9 protein-coding genes and 3 CRISPR repeat arrays (1 of these 12 only partly in view) are annotated in these 17708 nt (G+C 70.9%); of the genes, 1 reads left to right on the top strand and 8 read right to left on the bottom strand.

What is annotated here, in order from left to right; all coding sequences use genetic code 11:
• A CRISPR array of direct repeats spans nucleotides 1–733; the repeat unit is 29 nt; unit sequence GGGACCATCCCCGCGGGTGCGGGGAGCAG; it reaches 1112 nt to the left of the window's first position.
• A 354-nt stretch (nucleotides 734–1087) separates the two neighbouring features.
• From SGLAU_RS32185 to SGLAU_RS32165, 5 genes are read right to left on the bottom strand one after another with little or no spacing between them, the layout of a single operon-like run.
• A complete protein-coding gene (locus SGLAU_RS32185; RefSeq protein ID WP_244315378.1) occupies nucleotides 1088–1798 on the bottom strand; it encodes a type I-E CRISPR-associated protein Cas6/Cse3/CasE in 711 nt (236 codons plus the stop codon).
• Nucleotides 1795–2655: a type I-E CRISPR-associated protein Cas5/CasD gene (cas5e, locus tag SGLAU_RS32180; protein ID WP_052414185.1), complete on the bottom strand. Its 861-nt coding sequence runs from the start codon at nucleotides 2653–2655 to the stop codon at nucleotides 1795–1797. The genes SGLAU_RS32185 and cas5e overlap by 4 nt, the downstream gene beginning before the upstream one ends.
• The gene (locus tag SGLAU_RS32175; protein WP_043507473.1) at nucleotides 2652–4013 is read right to left on the bottom strand and encodes a type I-E CRISPR-associated protein Cas7/Cse4/CasC; all 1362 of its coding nucleotides are present in this window, start codon (nucleotides 4011–4013) and stop codon (nucleotides 2652–2654) included. Before SGLAU_RS32175 ends, cas5e begins: the two co-directional genes overlap by 4 nt.
• Entirely contained in the window at nucleotides 4010–4609 is a 600-nt protein-coding gene (casB, locus tag SGLAU_RS32170) for a type I-E CRISPR-associated protein Cse2/CasB (protein ID WP_078958105.1), read from the bottom strand. Before casB ends, SGLAU_RS32175 begins: the two co-directional genes overlap by 4 nt.
• Nucleotides 4606–6129, bottom strand: coding sequence for a type I-E CRISPR-associated protein Cse1/CasA (locus SGLAU_RS32165; RefSeq protein ID WP_052414184.1), 1524 nt, complete (start codon nucleotides 6127–6129; stop codon nucleotides 4606–4608). The genes casB and SGLAU_RS32165 overlap by 4 nt, the downstream gene beginning before the upstream one ends.
• Before the next feature lie 88 nt (nucleotides 6130–6217).
• On the opposite strand from SGLAU_RS32165, the gene SGLAU_RS32160 reads away from it, so the two are divergent.
• Entirely contained in the window at nucleotides 6218–9163 is a 2946-nt protein-coding gene (locus SGLAU_RS32160; protein ID WP_043507471.1) for a CRISPR-associated helicase/endonuclease Cas3, read from the top strand.
• A 2676-nt stretch (nucleotides 9164–11839) separates the two neighbouring features.
• On the opposite strand, the gene SGLAU_RS32155 is transcribed toward SGLAU_RS32160, so the two are convergent.
• From SGLAU_RS32155 to SGLAU_RS36595, 3 genes are all read right to left on the bottom strand, one after another.
• Nucleotides 11840–12076, bottom strand: a complete 237-nt coding sequence (locus SGLAU_RS32155; protein ID WP_043507470.1) for a hypothetical protein — start codon at nucleotides 12074–12076, stop codon at nucleotides 11840–11842.
• Nucleotides 12077–12409: 333 nt separating this feature from the next.
• A CRISPR array of direct repeats spans nucleotides 12410–12927; the repeat unit is 29 nt; unit sequence CTGCTCCCCGCGCCCGCGGGGATGGTCCC.
• A 1197-nt stretch (nucleotides 12928–14124) separates the two neighbouring features.
• A CRISPR array of direct repeats spans nucleotides 14125–16469; the repeat unit is 29 nt; unit sequence CTGCTCCCCGCGCCCGCGGGGATGGTCCC.
• Between the two features lie 110 nt (nucleotides 16470–16579).
• The gene (locus SGLAU_RS32150; RefSeq protein ID WP_043507468.1) at nucleotides 16580–17035 is read right to left on the bottom strand and encodes a hypothetical protein; all 456 of its coding nucleotides are present in this window, start codon (nucleotides 17033–17035) and stop codon (nucleotides 16580–16582) included.
• The gene (locus SGLAU_RS36595; RefSeq protein WP_063838948.1) at nucleotides 17032–17610 is read right to left on the bottom strand and encodes an RRQRL motif-containing zinc-binding protein; all 579 of its coding nucleotides are present in this window, start codon (nucleotides 17608–17610) and stop codon (nucleotides 17032–17034) included. The genes SGLAU_RS32150 and SGLAU_RS36595 overlap by 4 nt, the downstream gene beginning before the upstream one ends.
• Nucleotides 17611–17708: the final 98 nt, after the last annotated feature.

Below are 17708 nucleotides of genomic sequence, written 5' to 3'. Positions count from 1 at the left end.
CGGGTCCGGGGAGCAGCTGTCGGGCCACCAGCTGCGCATCCTGAACCAGGGACCATCCCCGCGGGTGCGGGGAGCAGAAGCAGCTGATCGGCCGTCACGCCGGGCGGGAGGGACCATCCCCGCGGGTGCGGGGACCAGAGCGCGCCCGGTCCTTCCAGGGTGGCCGTGGTGGGACCATCCCCGCGGGTGCGGGGAGCAGGCCCAGGTGAGCGCGAGCACCCTCTACGGCTGGGGACCATCCCCGCGGGTGCGGGGAGCAGATCACCGCGGCGGCCTTCGCGTTGTTCACGGGGGGACCATCCCCGCGGGTGCGGGGAGCAGGACACATGCGGCTGCGGCGCCGCCTTCGTCGCGGGACCATCCCCGCGGGTGCGGGGAGCAGACGGCGTCCCGGCGGTCGACGAGGTAGCCGAAGGGACCATCCCCGCGGGTGCGGGAGGCAGTCGGTGCCCCAGACGGTGCCGTGGTTGTCGTAGGGACCATCCCCGCGGGTGCGGGGAGCAGTTGATCGAGCGGGTCACCGTCAGGCTCTGAGGGGGACCATCCCCGCGGGTGCGGGGAGCAGAGCGAGGCCATCCTGGAGCGGGGGACCATCCTCGCGGGTGCGGGGAGCAGTGCTTGCACCAGCCATGCGGGCGGGCGGGGGAGCATCCCGGCGGGTGCGGGGAACAGGCCGCCCTGCTCAACCAGGAGATCCGCGATCAGGGAGCATCCCCGCGGGTACGGGGAGCAGACGGCGTTCCGTCTCCAGGCGTACCTGCACGTGGGACCATCCCCGCGGGTGCAACAGGCAATTCGTCTTCGCCTTAGTCCCTACGCGATCACGGGACCATCCCCGTGGGCGCGGGACGCGCAGTTCCAGGAGCCGTAGCAGATGGCGAGCGGGGGACTATCCCCACGGGCGCAGGGAGAGCCCCCGGCGGAGCGGCATGGCGACCGGGACACTTGCTCACGCGGTAGGAAGGTGGGTTTGTGGTGGTCCCTGCCTGCGCAAGGAATCGGTCGATGTCTTCGTGTGCATCTGGCCGATCTCCGCTGGTGCGGAGAGTTGTCCGGCCGGAATCAGGGAATCCGGCCGGTGAGGATGTTACTTGCGTACGAGGACGAGGCCAACTCCGTAGGAGCGGGCTTTCCCCATCCCTTCGGTGAGAATGTGGACGAAGGTGGCCGGGTCGGTGACGGTGAGCTGTCCGCGGACTTCGGCACGGACGACCTTCAGTCCCTGCTTTTCTGTGGAGACGAGTGGCGGCAGCATCGTGGTGGTGATGCGGGCGGGATCGGCGTTGGCACCGATCCGCTTGATGCCGGACGGCCCGATGGCGGACTCGCCTGCAGGTTGGAGTCGCTGCGTGAACCACTCGGCCGCGTGGTGCGGAGACATGCTGGCCATACGTCGCCCGCGCTGGCCCTTCTTTGGTCCGGTGGTGGGCATGACGGCCCGGACGGGGTTGATGAAGGCGCGGAAGGTGTACGTGTCGCCGGCTCTGATGGCCTGGTCGACCTTGATCAGGTGAGGGGCGTCCACAAGCGCGGCGCGTGGGATGGGGCTCCAGTCAGGGGTGACTCGAGCCTGGGTGATGAGGGTGAGGATCTGTGTGCGCAGGTTCACTGTCCAGGCTGACAGTAGGCCCATCTGTGAGCGCGCGGCGTCTTCACCTTCGGGTACCCAGCCGCGGTGTCCACTCATCACGAGGCGGTGCATGTCGTGCACGTCGTTCATGGCGCGGATGACGTCGGGGTGGCGGGCGTCGAGGGTGAGGACACTTTGGGTGGCGACGAAGCGCGTGGTTGTGCTCACGGGGTGGGTGTCCATTCGATGCTTCCGGTCGGGGTGATGCGGGTGCGGACTTCCCAGCGGCTGGCGTGGGTGCGGTGGTCGGGGTGAAACGTGACGGGCTGGTCGTCTGCGGGGACGGCGCGGGGAGTGCCGGGAACTGCGTCGATCCAGGCCCAGGGGCGTTGGGTGCTGGCTTCGGCGAGGAGGGGGGCGTTGGTGAGGACATGCTCGAGGGTGCCGGGGTGGACACCGCCGGAGATGTCACCGGTGGGTGGGCAGGACTTGCGGCCGAGCCAGAGGAGCCGGCGGGGGTGTTCGAGGTGGTGGGAGATGGTGGTCAGGAGGGTGGTGTCGTGGTGTTCGACGGCGGCGACGAACGCCGCGTCGGCGAGGTACCAGCGTTCGCTGACGGCAGGGTTGCGCAGGACGGCTTTTGTGGCGGTGAGGAGGTGGCCGGTGTCGGGGTCGGGTTCGATGTACTTGGGGGCTCCGTACCAGCCGTCGATGTGATGGTGGCCGAAGTGAGGGCCGGTGGCATCTTCCAGTGAGGTGGCTTTGGCGGCGCGGCGGTGGTCGGTGATGAGGTCGCGCGGGCGCAGCGGGTAGGGGCCTCCGCCTGCTACGTGGAAGTCGCGATAGGGGGTTCCCGGGCGGTCGGCGCGGACGCCGAAGCGAAGATCGGTGAGTGGGCCGAGGGGGTCTTCGCGGTCGTGACCGAGGGCGGCGGCGATGAGGCCGATGACTGCTGATTTGGTGGGCCGCATGTGCGTGGCACGGCGCTCGTAGGCACCGGAGGTACCCCAGGCTTGGAGGGGGGCGGCGAGGCGGATGAGAAGCGTGGCCGCTTCCCTGCTGGCGCGGGGAGGGGTGGTGTTCATGCGGACAGTTGCTCCAGGGTCGCGACTTCGGTGGCGGGGAGAGCGCCGTCGGTAGCGAGCTGGCCGATGAGTTCCTGGATGTCGAGGTCGTAGGTGAGGAGACGGCCGGGGGTTGCGTCGGTGCGCTTGGTGGTGATGAGGCGATGGTGGTCGAGGAGCCTCCTGGCTCCGGCGAGGGCGGCGGGCCCATCGGAGGTTTCATCGATGTGGCGCTGGAAGGCGGCGGCATAGAAGTAGGGCCGAGCGCCTTCATGGGCCAGGACAAGATTGGGCAAGGTACCGGTGGATGCGGTGGAGTTGGTTTTGGCGCGGGGGACGGCATCCACGAATGCCTGGATGAATTCGGCTTCGGCGGCCTGGGCTGCCGTCTCGGCTTCGTCCTCGCTCATGCCGGAGGCTCGCAGGTTGACGCGGAGCTTGTGCCGGTCGAGGGCGGCGTGGCGGTAGAAAGTGCCGGAGATGAGTGACTGATAGCCGGTCATGCCGGCGCCGGCGTTGTCGGCCGCGTCCAGGAAGTCCAGTGCATTGTCCCGGCGTTCAAGCTTGGCGTCGTCGGCGGCGGCGTAGAAGTCGTCGATGTGTTCGGCGGGGGCGATGGTGAACGCCCAGGAGTGCTGGGCGGCGCCGTCCACGGTGCGCAGTTCGGCGACCTCGGCGAGGAACCTGCCGAAGATGCTGATGTCGATGGCGTCGCGGGGGGCGAAGGCGGTGAGAATGCCGGCCCGCAGCTCCTTGGGCAGCGGCGGAACCTTGACTTCCTCTTCCTTGCTGTCCTTGGCGGCAGGCTCGGTCGGCGCGTCGTCCTCGGGGGTGGCGGCCTTCTTCCGGGCGTTCTTCTTCGCGTTCTTCTTCGCTTCTTCCCTGGCGGAGGCTTCTTCCTTGGCTGCCGTGTATTCGGTCAGCCACGTCTTGAAAGCGTCGGCGTGGGTGTTGAGATGTTCGGCGATGCGCTCCCCGGAGTCCTCGGGCGCGTAGATGAGCACCTTGGTGAGGTGGGCGGTCGACTCCTTCTCGCCGAACTTCAGGCCGAGTCCTTCGAGTGCGGCCTTGGCCGCGTAGAGGGCCTGGTCAACATCCCAGTCGTGGTTCTTCACCAGGGCGTCTCGGGTGAACAGGGCCCATTCGCGGGTGCGCCTGCCGCTGCTGTAGGAGGCGAGGGGGCCGTCGCCTTGGTTGGCGCGGCTGCGTGAGTGGGTGCGTTCGGCGCGGCGGCGGGCCTGGGCGGAGATGGCGGTGCGTTCGGCGCTGCCGTAGACGAACGCTTTGGGCTGGCCGTTCTCGTCGCGCACGGGAAGGGCTGCGGCGAAGGTCTCCAGGACGTGCAGGGACAGGTATTGCGGCTTGCTGCTGGTGGTCACTTGGCGGCTCCGTTCGGGCGGGGGGTGGTGCGGCGGCGGGTGTAGAAGTCGTCACCCCACTTCTGCGAGGTGGGGCGTCCGCGTTCGGTCCACTGGGTGAGGTCGGTGATGAGTTCGGACCAGGCGGGGGGTGTGGTCTCGCCGGCGCGGATGCGTTCGATGGCGTGCTGGAGATGGCGCCAGGGGATTGGGCGTGACGGGAGGATGCGCATCATGAGGCGCTCAGCGCTGGGGTTGGCGGGGCCTCGGGCACCGTCGTAGCCGATGGAGCGGATCGCGGAGCCCAGGCTGCCGCGACCGTAGTGGGGCCTCGTTCTGCCTGCGTGGTAGCGGGCGAAGAGGAATCCGACTTGGCGGTACAGCGCCCGGTGTTCTTCGGTGGGGGCGAAGGCGCGGGCTTCGAAGTGCGTGGGGCTGTCGGCGGTCGCTGGGCGGCGCAGGTCGGCCAGCTTGCCGTACTGGTGGGTGTGGACAAGGCTGCCCAGCCAGGCCACGTATCGCAGCGGCGCGGTGGCAGGGTCGATGTCGGCTGGGGGTGTCTGTTCAGCGTCGGGTGGGGCGCCGGGGTCGGGCAGTTCGAACAGAGGCAGGGTCATGCGGGCTGCTCCTTTCGCAGGTACGTGGGAGCTGTACGGGGGTTGTCGAGCCGGTCTGCGAGCTTCTCGCGGGCTTCGGTGGATGCCCTGTGGCCCTGGCTGCTCGGGGGCAGGGAGCGGAGCCGCTCGGCGAGAAAATGTTCCGCGTTCGAGCGGACCTCCGTGGCGTAGGTCGTGAGGGCCTCGGGGACAGGGGTTCCTTCGGCGGCCTCGTCCAGGAGCTCGTGGAAAAGGGGCTCGGTCGCGGCGAAGTGTTCGCCGGCGGCTTTGAAGCGGGCCAGCTGGCCCTGCTTGTCGGCGGGCTTGGGGTTTGGATAGGCGACCCGCCAGGCCGCGTAGGCGGCATCGTCCAGAGCGGCGGCGACGTACTCGGCGATGGCGCAGCCTTCTTCGGACGCCTGGCGCAGAGCGGCCTCGCGGCCGGGGATGTAGGGGAATGCGTCGTTGACCCAGGCGATGAGCTTGCCGGGCCTGGCGAGGAGGCCTACGGTCCACAGGGTGACGCGGTGTCCTTCGGGCAGCGTGGCAAGGCGCCCGTAGAGGTCCATGCCTTTTTCCCGGCGTGCGGTGGCCGCGTACAGGGAGTGGGCTTCGCGCCACAGGGCCCGCGCGCCGGAGGCCTTGAGGGGGGTGCCCTTCTCCATCACGGCGTCCTGGAGGGCGCTGGCGTGGGTGAGGTCCACGATGTCGCCGGCACCCATGAGGACACGGTCGACTCCCCAGGTGCCGTCGGGCAGCCGGACGGGGCGGGTGAGGATGGACCGGCCCAGAATGCTGTGCAGGTCGGCGGGGCCGTCGGGGGTGCGGGCGGTGGGCTTGGCGGTGAAGGAGCGGCGCGGCCTGTCGGTCCAGGTGTAGTTGAAGCTGCCGGGATCCCCGTCGTGGGGGTGCAGGTTTAGCCGGAGGGTGTCGCCAAGGGTCCGGCCCAGCGCGGTGACGTGGACTCGCTGCCCGGCCCGGCACATGGCCTGGTTGTTGAGGGCGGCGCCGAGGAGGCTTCCTGGGATCATGCCCCGGCCGCCGTTGCCGCAGACGTGCTGGGTGATGACAGCCATGAACGCGTCGGCAGGGGTCAGGGGCTCACCGTGGTGGAGGTGGTGCCGGTCGAAGAGCTGCACGTAGTCGCCGACGTGGTGCATGACGATTTGCGACGTTCCGACGCCGTGCTCGCTCATGAACGGGGCCAGCAATCCGTTCTGGAACAGCGGCCGCTCCGGGTGGAAGAAATTCCATGCGTCGTCGGGCTGCTGCCTGAGCCAGTCGGCGACGTCGGTGAACGGCCTGCGGCTGGTGACCCAGGTCCGCCACTCGCTGCTGGTCTCCGGATAGACGTCGGCCGCGTACGCGACGCCTTTGAGCAGCTCCAGCACGGCGAGGGTTTCGCCGGGGTGGCGTCCGGCCACGCCCTGGAGATCGTCGGCCTTCTCGAACGCCTCGATGAGGCCGAGGCGGGCGGACGTTCCGGCCGTTGTCAGTGCCGGCAGGCAAGCTTGGGCGCGGGGGTTGAAGTACGGAACCACGTCACCTCCTTCAGGTGTATGTCTTCATGAGCATCGTTGACTGGCGTGGCAGGACGGGCAACGACCGTAGCAGCGCGGGGAGTTGAGGGTGGGACGTTTTGAACAGTTACTCCGGGCCGTGGTATTCGCATGGGGCAAGACCGACCTGAACGGCGACAGCGCCCGCCGCGGCGGGCCGGCGTGGACACCGCTGCTCGCGCACCTCCTGGACGTCGCCGCGACCGCGGGCGTCCTGTGGGACCGGCACCTGCCCCCGCACATCCGCCAGCGACTCGCCCAAGCGTTCGGCGCCGGCAACGAGACGACCGCCCGCCAGGTGGTGATGCTGCTGGCAGCCCTCCACGATCTCGGGAAGGCATCCGACTGCTTCCTCGGCCAGTGGCAGCACGGCCGGACGAGCCTCCAGTCGAAACAGCTGGCGAAGGCGTGGGAGGAACAGGCCCGCACCGCAGGACTGCCTCTCGGCGAGGACCTGGCCCACGCCTTCTACGCCCGGCACGAACACATCACCGCCGTAGCGCTGCCCCGGCTGCTGGGCTGCACATGCCCCGAGTGCGGCGGCACCGGCGAGCGGCACGCAGGGCTGCACGACGCCGCAGTGCTCCTCGGCGCCCATCACGGACACATCCCGAACCCGGAGACTGTCGAGCGAGCACGGGGAGCCGCGCCGGTCGCACAATGGGGAGATCTGCACGCAGCGATCGTCCAGACCGTCGCCGACGCCATCGAAATCGAACTCGGCACCGTTGCGCAAGTGGTCGAGCCGGTACGGCCGTCCGCGCGGGTCGCGTTCCTGTACCTGGTCTACCTGGCGGACTGGGTCGCCTCCGACACAGAGTTCTTCCACTTCCGTCTCCCCACCACCCCGGTCAAAGACTGGTGGCAAGCAGCCAACCAAGAAGCCGACCAGGCGGTGCAGGCCCGGCGGCTGACCCGCTGGCAGGCCCGGCCCATGACCTGGCACGAAATGTGGCCCGACACCCCAGAGCCACGCACATTCCAGGCCGACGGCATGCGGCTCGCACCGGCCGAAGGACAGGCCATGATCATCGTCGAGTCCGACACCGGCTCCGGCAAGACGAGACTGGCACTGTGGATGGCCCACCACCTGGCACGCACCTGCGGATACAGCGGCCTCTACATGGCCCTGCCCACAAGAGCAGCCGGCAACCAAGTCGGGCAAGAACTGCGGAAGTTCCTGCACACCGTGCTCGCACCGGGCGAAGTACGGGACATGGCGCTCGTACACGGCACCGCACAAGCCACAGACCTCGTCCACGAGCTGGTCGACGCACACCAGACCCACGGCGATGCACTGACCGACCTGTCCAGCGCGGTGGAGACAGCCACCTGCACCGACGCCAGCGGCCTGGCAGTACTGGACCCCTGGTACCTACGACGCTGCCTCGCCCTGGTAGCCGGATTCGGAGTCGGCACAGTCGACCAGATCGCTCTCGCCCCGCAGGGATCACGACACTGGGCACTGCGGCTGGGAGCCCTGATGTGCAAGGTCGTCATCATCGACGAAGCCCACGCCTACGAACTGTTCCAGCAGAATCTGTTGAGCGCCGCGGTGGAGTGGCTGGCAGAAGGCGGCGCATCACTGGTCATCCTGTCGGCGACCCTCCCCCGCACCATCCGGGACGAACTGACGGCCGCCTGGCGACGAGGCCTCCGAGTCACCGGCGACGATGACGCAAGCCAAGGACCGATCACCGTGATCGACAAAAACGGCCGGCTCCGACGCGGCGGACCCCTCCCACAGCATCCCGCGACCCCCAAGCTACTCACGGACATCCAACTGAAGCAGGACATAGACGACGAAACCCTTGTCGCCGCGCTACTGGACCAGGCCGGCAACGGCGGATGCGTCGTGGTCCGCAGCACACGGGTCGACCCTTGCCGCTCCCGCTACCGCCACGCGGTCGAACTTGCCCACGACAAGGGCTGGCGACCAGACGAGATACTCATCCTCCACGGAATGCTCCTCCCCCGGCACCGGCTGTCGCTGGAAGCCCGGCTCGCCAGCATGCTCGGGCCCGGCCCTCAAGGGCAGCGCAACCCCGACCGCCCCAACCGACTGCTGGTCTTCGCGACCGGGGTGATCGAGCAGTCCCTCGACCTGGACTTCGATCACGGTGTCACCGACCTGTGCCCTATTGACGTGGCCGTACAGTTCCGCGGCCGCATCCACAGGCACACCGCCAACAATCCGCACCGGCCCCCCTGGTGCCGGACAGCACGTCTGACGATGCTGTGGCAACCCGGCCCGCACGGCCTGCCGGTTGTAGAACCCCCGGACTTCAAAACCGGGCGCCCCATAGGCACCTACGACGGCCTGGTCTACGCTCCCTACGTCCTGGCGGCCACCTGGCACATCCTCACCCAGCGCCGTGACGTCAACGGGATAACGCGGCTACAGACCCCGCGCGACTCCGAATGGGCCCTGGAAAGCGTCTACGGAGAACCCAGCCAGGACGCAGGAGCGGCGCAGACCCTTCTCGACCGCACACACGCCTCCTACCTGGAGGCGCTCGCAGACGAGGCACGTCAAGCAGAGGAACGCCTGTTCCTCCCCTACACGCGTCGACGGCGAACGCCGGTCGACACCTACGACCTCGCGTCCGGAACCAACCAGGGCGACGGCGACAACGGAGGCATAGCAGGAATCGCAGCCGTGTCCCGCCTCGGAGAAGAATCAGTCGACTGCCTGATCCTCTACCAGCAGCCGGACCGCACGATCACCTACGACCACCAAGGCCTGCTGAAAGCCGACCTCGGCCAACGCTCCCCCAACCGAAACCTGACCGCGTACCGACGCCAGCAAAAAGACCTCCTCGCCAACACCATCGCCATCCCCGCACGCTGGTGGAACGGCCGACGCAGCCTTCCCCCGACCACTGACTGGCCCACACACCCCCAGCCTGCCTTGAGGAACAAGCACGTCATCCTCATCACCCCGGAGGGCACCTGCCTCAGCGGCCCCGTCGGCAGACTCCGCTACGACCAAACCACCGGTTTGGAGCGCATGTAACCGTCCTCCCCACACAGCGAGCACGGCCCATAGACTTCAGGCCGTTCCGCTCCCCGCGTTTGCCGGGCTCGGCTTCCGGTTCATAAGCGCCGCCCACTCAGCGTCATCTGCGGCCAGCGCACGCAGGGATAATCCCAACCCGCCCGCACCCGAACGGGCCGGAACACGTGCCCCCGGCATCCGCGGGGATGGGCCCGGCGTACGGTGCCTGCCTTGATCTGCTCCCCGCACCCGGGGGTCCGCGTGAACGTGAGCCCCCAACTGGCTGGCTGGCTGCTCCTCGCACACGCGGGAATGGTCCCTCGAAACCCGCCGCGAGGTACGCGACCGCTGCCTGCTCCCGCGGCGATGGTCCCGGTAGGCTCTCCATCAGTGCCGAAGTTAATGCGCTGTTCCCCGCGCCAGCGGGGATGGCCCCGGGGTCATTGACGCCAACGTGCGCGCGCACGCCCGCTCTCCGCGCCTGCGGGGATGGTCCCCCTAAAACCCGCAGTTCACCTGCGGGTTGCGGCTGCTCCCCGCGCCTGCGGGGTTGGCCCAAAGGAGAGGATCAAGGAGATTGCCGACAGCCGCTACTCCTCGCGCCCGCGGGGATGGTCCCATCCTCAGCGACGAGCCCCGGCTCAAGACCTTCTGCTCCCCGCGCCCGCGGGGATGGTCCCGAGCGGGTGTGGAACACCCCGGACGCGCTGACCTGCTCCCCGCGCCCGCGGGGATGGTCCCGACACAGCCGGCCGCACCTCCCGTGACCGGCTCTGCTCCCCGCGCCCGCGGGGATGGTCCCCCCCCGACCGGCGACGGCGACGACGGCCGCCACTGCTCCCCGCGCCCGCGGGGATGGTCCCCACCCTGTCCGCGGTGCTCGGCCTCATCGTCAGCTGCTCCCCGCGCCCGCGGGGATGGTCCCACCCCGAAGCCCTGCCCGAACCCGGAGCGATCCTGCTCCCCGCGCCCGCGGGGATGGTCCCGCGCGCTGACCTGCGCGGTTGCAGGTTGACGACTGCTCCCCGCGCCCGCGGGGATGGTCCCAGCGGGCCGCCGAAGAGCAGCGCGTCCGCGAACTGCTCCCCGCGCCCGCGGGGATGGTCCCTGGAAGGGGTTGGTCGTGGCGGGACGCTGCGGGCGCGGACCTGCTCCCCGCGCCCGCGGGGATGGTCCCGCGTCGCTCATCTGCTCGGGCTGCCCCGCAGCCTGCTCCCCGCGCCCGCGGGGATGGTCCCGCGTCGCTCATCTGCTCGGGCTGCCCCGCAGCCTGCCCCCCGCGCCCGCGGGGATGGTCCCCGGCACGCGGTGCTGTGGGACATGCGTGACCGCTGCTCCCCGCGCCCGCGGGGATGGTCCCTCCTCCTGCGACAGCTCCGCTTCGCGTCGCAACTGCTCCCCGCGCCCGCGGGGATGGTCCCGCAGAACGCAGGCTGAGGAATGCATTGAACGTCTGCTCCCCGCGCCCGCGGGGATGGTCCCGGGGCGCCCGCCCCGCTACTGCTCGGCCACGTCTGCTCCCCGCGCCCGCGGGGATGGTCCCCCGCAGCCCCACAACAAGGCACTCGAACTCGGCTGCTCCCCGCGCCCGCGGGGATGGTCCCCCACGGGCGGGACCGACCGAGCCGGGAGAGGTCTGCTCCCCGCGCCCGCGGGGATGGTCCCGCCAGCCCGGGGACAGCCTCCGATCCACCCACCTGCTCCCCGCGCCCGCGGGGATGGTCCCAAGGCGAACAACACCACGGGCGACATCATCAGCTGCTCCCCGCGCCCGCGGGGATGGTCCCGACTACAGCCTCGAGGCCGCCTCCTGGTCGTCCTGCTCCCCGCGCCCGCGGGGATGGTCCTCGAAGGCCGCAGGTCAGGTGCCAGATCCGCGTCTGCTCCCCGCGCCCGCGGGGATGGTCCCGGCGTCACGGACTGCGAGAGCGGAGAGGTGCACTGCTCCCCGCGCCCGCGGGGATGGTCCCTCCCTGCCGGGCCGTCTTGCGTTTCCGGGCCGCTGCTCCCCGCGCCCGCGGGGATGGTCCCAGCCCGCTCCGCGCACTGGCCGAGCAGATGGACTGCTCCCCGCGCCCGCGGGGATGGTCCCAGGAAGCAGAGAAGCAATGAAGATCCTCGGCCCTGCTCCCCGCGCCCGCGGGGATGGTCCCCAGCCGGCACGACCGCGGCCGCCGTCGCCGCACTGCTCCCCGCGCCCGCGGGGATGGTCCCGGGCAGCTCCAGCCGTGCGTGGCCGTCGCCAACTGCTCCCCGCGCCCGCGGGGATGGTCCCCAAAGTGCTCGGCCTGCGGCGAGTCGATCCACCTGCTCCCCGCGCCCGCGGGGATGGTCCCCGCCGCCAGCACCTAGCCGCGTTCAGCCGACGCTGCTCCCCGCGGCCGGGGGGATGGCCCCAGGCAGCCGACGACGCGGTTGTTGTGGCCGAACTGCTCCCCGCGCCCGCGGGGATGTCCCAACGCCGCGTTCCCGCAGCGCGTCGTCCTCGGCTGCTCCCCGCGCCCGCGGGCATGGTCGGCTGCCGGTAGTCGTGCAGCACGACTTCGCACAGCGGGCCGAAGGTGGCCACAGTCCGTCGACGACGGGAACGAGCGCACCGATGATCGCGTCTGGCTCGGCGTCCAGGTCCCGCCCGACCATGAGCCCTCCTTGGACTGTCAGTCCAGTGTCTGGACTGACAGTCCAACCAGGCGCTCAGGCGTGTGCGTGCGTGACGTGGTAAGCGCGGGCCGTGTGGCCCGGGTTCTCGCTGTTGTGACGCCCCGCGCCGGTGACCGCGGCGCTCTCACTGAAGAAGATCATCGTCCCGTCCGAGCCCCTGGTGTCCAGCACGAAGCACTGTTCCTGCCGGCACCAGATGGCCCAGTACGTGTCGGCTTCGTCGAAGCCGCTGCTGAGCTCGAGAACCTGTTCCTCGCTGGGGTTTTCCATCAGAGATCGCCTTCCACCGCTCGATTTCCGGTTTCCGCGCGACGCGTTGTGCTCTCCTACCAGCCTGCTCCCCCGCGACAACGGCCCGCAACACCACGTCAGTCCCGCAGGCACCACGCCACGAACCGCCCTGGGGCCGTGTAGGTTCCATCCTGCTTCCCGCGCCCGCTGGGATGGTCCCATGGTCGACCAGCGGCGCCGCGGACGGCACGCATGCTCCCCGCGCCCGCGGGGATGGTCCCCCCGGGCACGCGACGGAGGTGACGCTCGATGACTGCTCCCGCGCCCGCGGGGATGGTCCCCGGGACGGTGTGGCGTCGATCGCTTCGCAGGCCTGCTCCCCGCGCCCGCGGGGATGGTCCCGGCGGCACCAGGGCGGCCACGAACCCCATGCCCTGCTCCCCGCGCCCGCGGGGATGGTCCTCTCGTACCGGACGCTCTTCCTTCGGGTCACGGCTGCTCCCCGCGCCCGCGGGGATGGTCCCCGGCCCAGACTGGACCGGACCTGACCGGGCGGCTGCTCCCCGCGCCCGCGGGGATGGTCCCGCCCCGGCCGACACCTACCGTCTCCAGGTCCGCTGCTCCCCGCGCCCGCGGGGATGGTCCCGGGTAATCACGCATGAGAAGCGCGATTTCCTTCTGCTCCCCGCGCCCGCGGGGATGGTCCCGCGGTGACCATGTAGCCACGCTTCGGCCCCCACTGCTCCCCGCGCCCGCGGGGATGGTCCCAACCAGGCCGTCCAGGGCGGCGTCACGGAAGGCTGCTCCCCGCGCCCGCGGGGATGGTCCCGTGCCCGGCAACGACCACTGGGACCCCGGGTCCTGCTCCCCGCACCCGCGGGAATGGCCCCACGAAGACCGGCCGAGCCTGGGAGCTGGGGGTCTACTCCCCGCACCCGCGGGGATGGGGGATGGTCCCTCGATCGGCACCACGGTGATCACGAAGTGGGCCTGCTTCTCGCACCCGCGGGGATGGTCCCGCTGCGGCGACCGGCTTGTCCCAGAGGCCGACCTGCTCCCCGCACCCGCGGGGATGGGGGATGGTCCCTCGATCGGCACCACGGTGATCACGAAGTGGGCCTGCTTCTCGCACCCGCGGGGATGGTCCCGCTGCGGCGACCGGCTTGTCCCAGAGGCCGACCTGCTCCCCGCACCCGCGGGGATGGGGGATGGTCCCTCGATCGGCACCACGGTGATCACGAAGTGGGCCTGCTTCTCGCACCCGCGGGGATGGTCCCGCTGCGGCGACCGGCTTGTCCCAGAGGCCGACCTGCTCCCCGCACCTGCGGGGATGGTCCCGTCTGCCACCACCGGACGCCGGGCGCGGGCGCCTGCTCCCCGCACACGCGGGGATGGTCCCAGCCGGAACAGGAGCCGGAACACGAACAGCAACGACACACCTCACCAGGGGTGATGCGCAGTTCAGCAAACATGAAGGCGCGTAACTTTGGTCGCGGAAAATGGCACAGCGATGTGGATTTCACATCCCGCCAAAGCGTTTCGCTGCGATGAAAGTGCAGCGCCGTACGGCCAACCTTGCCTACAGTGGGCGTGCGGCCCATCCACGCAGATGGGCCGACAACGAGACCGGCGGCCGACCTGGATGGCCGACCGCCGGGGTGGCGGTGGCCGTCAGACAAGGAGCGAACTGATCCACTGCGTCAGATCCAGCTGCAACTGGATCAGCGCGACTACGAGGATCAGAACCTCAACGTCTGACGGCCCATCGTTTCCGAACACTGCGTAACCCGTCTTCTCGAAGGTCCCTCCGATGGCTTTCGAAGGGGGTCGGAAGCCTCCCTCCGCCCTAGGTCCGAAGGGCGGGTGAGATCCGCAGCACCGCGACAACCACTCTAGGGCGATGGGCGGGGCAACTAGGGCCCTTGCCGCAGAAGTTGGACTTAACTACACGCCGGTAGCTACCCCATAGAGGTATGCACCGGGCATAGGGGCCCGGGTTGAGTCGGGCAACCACCCTGGGAGCTGCCCGGCCCCCAACTCAGCCAGCCAACGGCCCGGGGAACCAACACGCCCGTATCCTGATCCCTACTGCTCCCCGCGCCCGCGGGAATGGTCCCTTCGACGAGCCGCAGACCCTGGACCTGGTGGCCTGCTCCCCGCACCCGCGGGGGTGGTTTTTTGGATCTGAAGTCGGGCGGCGGGCCGGCTGTTTGCTCCCCGCGCCCGCGGGGATGGTCCCGAGATCCGGCTTGTCGGCCAGGGCGCGGGCAACTGCTCCCCGCGCCCGCGGGGATGGTCCCGACACAGCCGGCCGCACCTCCCGTGACCGGCTCTGCTCCCCGCGCCCGCGGGGATGGTCCCGCATCGCTCTGTACAGCAGCGGGATGCCCCGGCTGCTCCCCGCGCCCGCGGGGATGGTCCCTGGCTCGACGCCGGCGACAGCCTGCGCACCACCTGCTCCCCGCGCCCGCGGGGATGGTCCCGGCACTCAGCGATACCAGAAGCCACCGAACGACTGCTCCCCGCGCCCGCGGGGATGGTCCCGGGTACCAGGCCGGACCGAAGTTCACCAAGTACTGCTCCCCGCGCCCGCGGGGATGGTCCCCAGAACGACGAGCCCACATAGGTCTTGTCGGGCTCCCCGCGCCCGCGGGGATGGTCCCTGGGTCGCGGCAGGACGCATCCCCGTCCACTCCTGCTCCCCGCGCCCGCGGGGATGGTCCCCGCCAGGAACTGCCAGGAACACGTCTCAGCCACTGCTCCCCGCGCCCGCGGGGATGGTCCGGGGTGACCGCTGTCCGCGCGCGGTGCTGCCAGCTGCTCCCCGCGCCCGCGGGGATGGTCCCTGGCCGTTGGCGTCCTCGTCGAGCTGGATGTCCTGCTCCCCGCGCCCGCGGGGATGGTCCCACCGAGTAGCGGTTGGGAGATCCGGCTATGACCTGCTCCCCGCGCCCGCGGGGATGGTCCCGACCGCGGGTGCAAGGTCGACGTGCCGAAGCCCTGCTCCCCGCGCCCGCGGGGATGGTCCCGACCGGCGCGGCTTCGAGGAGACCGCGCAGAACTGCTCCCCGCGCCCGCGGGGATGGTCCTCAGATCCTGCTGTTCGTCGGGCGCAAGGGCAGCTGCTCCCCGCGCCCGCGGGGATGGTCCCCCCCCCGCAACGGGCGCCCCTACCGCCGCCTCGTCTGCTCCCCGCGCCCGCGGGGATGGTCCCACGGGCACCTGCCCGAAGATCCGGAGCCGACCCTGCTCCCCTCGCCCGCGGGGATGGTCCCTCCCACACGAGGGACGTGGCGCCGTCGCTGGTCTGCTCCCCGCGCCCGCGGGGATGGTCCCCGACGCCGGAAGAGTGGCGCGAGCTCCTCGCCCTGCTCCCCGCGCCCGCGGGGATGGTCCCGCGCGCAGCGCGTGCACGATCTGCTCCCGGGTCTGCTCCCCGCGCCCGCGGGGATGGTCCCGAGGTGTGGGAGGCCCGTCCCAAGTGGATGAACTGCTCCCCGCGCCCGCGGGGATGGTCCCCTGCCGCCCGCCGACGAGCACGAGCTCTCCCGCTGCTCCCCGCGCCCGCGGGGATGATCCCTTTCGCGTCCGCGACTGCCGTTGCGGACTCGTCTGCTCCCCGCGCCCGCGGGGATGGTCCCCGGCAGGACCAGCGGCCCGGGCAGCTCGTCCACTGCTCCCCGCGCCCGCGGGGATGGTCCCTCCTCAATCTCCCGGCCGATCTCCATTGCCTCCTGCTCCCCGCGCCCGCGGGGAGTCCCTCCTCAATCTCCCGGCCGATCTCCATTGCCTCCTGCTCCCCGCGCCCGCGGGGATGGTCCCTCGGTGATGCCCGGCACCATCTGCCAGTCCGACTGCTCCCCGCGCCCGCGGGGATGGTCCCGCGGCGGGAGGGATCGGGGGAGTCTGAGGGGGCTGCTCCCCGCGCCCGCGGGGATGGTCCCCTGCCCGGGTCCGTGAACGACTCGGCCACGGTCTGCTCCCCGCGCCCGCGGGGATGGTCCCTCGTCTCATCAAGGCCGCTCCGCACCTCGGGGCTGCTCCCCGCGCCCGCGGGGATGGTCCCATGGCCGAGCCCGTGACGGTGCTGCTGGACCACTGCTCCCCGCGCCCGCGGGGATGGTCCTCGAAGGCCGCAGGTCAGGTGCCAGATCCGCGTCTGCTCCCCGCGCCCGCGGGGATGGTCCCGGCGCATCGAACCTGATCAACGTCAGCGGCCTCTGCTCCCCGCGCCCGCGGGGATGGTCCCGCGACCCGCGGGTGGCGCCGCGGCGACCGCTGCTGCTCCCCGCGCCCGCGGGGATGGTCCCAGCCCGCTCCGCGCACTGGCCGAGCAGATGGACTGCTCCCCGCGCCCGCGGGGATGGTCCCTGGATCGTCTCGCCGGACACGTTCGAGGAGCCCTGCTCCCCGCGCCCGCGGGGATGGTCCCCCGTTCCGCCGACTGCTGTTCATCGGGCTCGATTGCACCCCGCGCGCCCGCGGGGATGGCCCCGATAACGGGCTGTGTGTGGCCGGTCGGCCTGGTGACACCGGTGTAGGTCATGAGATGGCCTCCGGGAGCAGTGCGTGCAGGTGCGCGGGGAGCTGGAGAAGGACGTGCTCGTACACGGCGAGCGGGACGCGCCAGGGGCCGAGCTGGCCGTCGCACGGGACCGGCAGCGCCAGAGGGTGGACGTCGTCCAGGTTGACGTGGACGCGGTCGGGCTGCGCCCAGGGGCTGCACGCCTGGCCGGGGTCGGTGTGGGAGCCGGTGATACGGACGATGCCGAGGACCGCACGCGTGGGCAGCTCGAGGCCGCGGATCGTGCGGGCCACGAGCGGGTCACCCAGCGCGGGCCGGTCGATCTCGGCTGCGGCGTGCAGCAGGCGCCAGCCCGGCGCCCAAACCCGGGGCCGGTTCTCCACGCGCTTGCCGCCGTGGAGGATGCAGGCCGCCCAGGGCTGCTTGATGGTGATGCCCCGGATGGCATCCGGGGCGTAGAGCGTCGGTGTCACTGGGCTACTCCAAGGCTCGTGCCCGGCCGCCCGGCTCGCCGGCCGTTGATGGACGGCATGGCGGTGTGGGCGCGGTCTGCGAGGACGGGACGGCCGGTGTGCTTGCCCGCGTACATCGCGGCTTCTGCGGTCCGCTGGAGGCTGTACAGGTCGGTGGTGCCGACGATGTCCGGTGTGGCCGCGCCGATGGACACGGCGACGTCGACCGTGCCGTCGTAGCACTCAAGGCAGGAGCCGAGCGTGCGCAATGGCAGGACGTGCTGGTAGCGGTGGCGGCAGGCCGGGCAGGTCTGCCTCGCGGCCATAGCCCGGTCCAGCGCCCTCTCCTGCGCGAGGGTCGGGATCCGCTTCGGCTTCGCGAGGTCGACCCGGTACAGCAAGGCCATGCGCGCTCCGCGCCGCCAGACCAGTTGCGCGACGGGTTCCTGACATCCGGGGCTGAGTTCCATCGCACGTAACTGGCGGCGGGTCGCGAGCCCTTTGGGCGCCTGCCTGAACCGGAACTGGGGGAAACGGCCGTCGTCGTACGGGTCGACGTCGACCAGGTCCTCCGTCTCGTCGGCCGGGGTGCTCATCGTGGATTCCAGGGGCTGGGAAGCCGGACGGGGCGGTGCGGGTAGCGGGTGCCTGGGCGCTGCGGGCGAGGCCGGCCGATCCGACGGCGCGGGCGGTG

Origin of the sequence: Streptomyces glaucescens (genome assembly GCF_000761215.1) — a bacterium.
In the GTDB taxonomy this organism is placed as follows: domain Bacteria; phylum Actinomycetota; class Actinomycetes; order Streptomycetales; family Streptomycetaceae; genus Streptomyces; species Streptomyces glaucescens_B.
The sequence above is the reverse complement of the archived record's forward strand: the minus strand, read 5'-3'. Positions and strand labels throughout refer to the sequence as shown.